Genomic DNA, 1,334 nt, shown 5'->3' with positions numbered 1-1,334 from the left:
ACGGTCCTATAGCTTGTCAAGGGTTCCGAGGTCGGTGGTGAGGTCGCGGAACACTTCGCGGGCGATGTAGCGCTTGAGACAGCGGATGATGTCTTTGTTCGTTTTGTGTTCCGCGGAACGCCGCTCGACGTAGGCGCGGGTGGGTGCGTGGGATTTCATCCGGCCGACCGCGATCATGTGCAGAGCACTGTTGGCTTGCCTGTCTCCACCCCGATTGAGTCGGTGACGGCTGGTCTTGCCCGAGGATGCCGGTAGCGGTGCGGCACCGACGAGTTTGGCAAACGTCGCCTCGGTGCGCATCCGCTCCACGTTGTCACCAGCGGTGATCACCAGTCGTGCGGCGGTGACCGGTCCGATCTGCGGTCGGGACAACAGGGTCGGCACCACCGTGGCCAACAGCCTCTCGAGTTCGCGGGTCAACGAACCGACCTCGCGTCGGGCGAGTCGGTGACGCTCGAGCAGTGAACGCGCGGCACGCACGAACGCCGCGGCCGGCCCGGACAGATCACCCTTGTCAGCCGGCACCGGTAGACCCGCGATGAACGCTGCCCGCGCAGCAATGGTGCGTGCCTGGCGGGCCTGGTCGGCGAAATCCACTGGTGCGGTGGTGCACAGGTCACGGATCTGGTTACCGATCCGGGTGGCCTCTTCCACCGCCGAAGTCCGTGCCACGGTGAGCATTCGGACCGATTCGACCGTGCCGCGGGTGTCTTTGGCGACCGCGGTGGCGCGGCCGGTGATGACCGCCATCGCCGCGGCATATGCGTCGAGTTGATCGGTCTTCCCGTGGGCGTAACGGCGCGGTAGGTCCGGGGTGTTGACCTCGATCACCGTGACTCCCTGATCGGTGAGCATGCGGGTCAGTCCGGCCCCGTAGGAGGCGCTCGACTCCACCGCGGCGTGCTCGATCCGGCCGAAACCACAGGCCCACTGCCACATCTCGGTGTAGCCGGCAGTGGTGGTCGGGAACTCCCGATCGGCCAGCGGGCGGCCGTCGGCGGCGACAATGGCGGCGTGGTGGGTGCGTTGATGGGTATCCACGCCCAGGACCACCACTTGCGTATCGATCATGGTTGGGGTCATCGTGGTGGTGTCTCCTTCACACTCGTGTGTTGGATGACCTCACCGGGGCGGGTGGACAGGACAGTGAAGAGTCACGGCCCACCAGCCAGACAGGGTCCTAATCAAGTCACACCCGCCCCGGCCCTCAGGTCTCATGGCGCGGGTAGCCGACCGGAGGTTCCGGGCCGACACATCTCGCTCATGACAGCAACCGTCAGCCTCGAAGTAAGTCAGACCCAGACCCGGTCGACCACCCACGCCCATTCTCACTG

At 65.7% G+C, this 1,334-nt stretch carries 1 protein-coding gene; it reads right to left on the bottom strand.

Features of this window, described 5'->3' with window-relative positions; genetic code table 11:
• Nucleotides 1–6: 6 nt before the first annotated feature.
• A complete protein-coding gene (locus GOAMI_RS22255; RefSeq protein WP_006438913.1) occupies nt 7–1,083 on the bottom strand; it encodes an IS110 family RNA-guided transposase in 1,077 nt (358 codons plus the stop codon).
• Between the last annotated feature and the right edge of the window lie 251 nt (nt 1,084–1,334).

It is taken from the genome of Gordonia amicalis NBRC 100051 = JCM 11271 (assembly GCF_000332995.1).
Classification (GTDB): Bacteria; Actinomycetota; Actinomycetes; order Mycobacteriales; family Mycobacteriaceae; genus Gordonia; species Gordonia amicalis.
Note: the sequence above shows the minus strand (reverse complement) of the source record. Positions and strands in the feature narration are given on the sequence as shown.